General features: G+C 42.2%; 1 protein-coding gene. It reads left to right on the forward strand.

Annotated elements, in window-relative coordinates:
* Positions 1 to 748, forward strand: a 748-nt coding sequence (locus ACFINC_RS10570; protein WP_375617184.1) for a tyrosine-type recombinase/integrase, incomplete at both ends; no start/stop codon positions are given.

Below are 748 nucleotides of genomic sequence, written 5' to 3' on the forward strand. Positions count from 1 at the left end.
TTCTCCCTAAATTAGGCTGTTTACCCGTTTCAGAGATTACCCAAACAGAGATACGCAACACACTTGCCCCTATCTGGCATACAAAAGCTGTTACAGCGCGTAGAGCTCTCATTCGTCTCAATCTTTGTCTCAAACATGCGGCTGCTTTGGGTTTGGATGTTGATTTACAAGCAGTAACAAAAGCACAAGCTCTCTTAGGAAAACAACTCCATAAAGCACAAAATATACCAGCTATGGATTGGAGAGACATTCCTGCTTTTTATAAAACACTTTGCCAAACAACAGCTATAACACAACTGGCTTTGCGTTTGCTCATCTTGACAGGCGTTCGTACGCATTCCTTACGTTATATTCATAAGGATCAGGTTGATGGAAATATATGGAGTATTTCTGTTGAGAATATGAAAGGAAGGGGTGATGCTACAACAGAATTTCGCGTACCTTTATCAACAGAAGCAATGAAAGTGATTGAACATGCTCGCTGTCTTTCCAAAAGTGATTTTATCCTTTCTGCAACCGGTCGTGCTCCTCTTGGTGAAAGTAATATGGCAAGGTATATGCAAAAAACTGGACTAAACGCATGCCCCCATGGATTTCGTTCTAGTTTACGCGATTGGCTCGCTGAAACAACCGATGCCCCCTATGAGGTCGCTGAAACTATTCTAAGTCATACAGTAGGAGGACAAGTAGAGCGTGCCTATCGTCGTACTGACTATTTAGAACAGCGCCGTGTCTATATGGATAAATG

The sequence above is a fragment of the Bartonella sp. AP58NXGY genome (genome assembly GCF_042195785.1).
In the GTDB taxonomy this organism is placed as follows: Bacteria; Pseudomonadota; Alphaproteobacteria; order Rhizobiales; family Rhizobiaceae; genus Bartonella.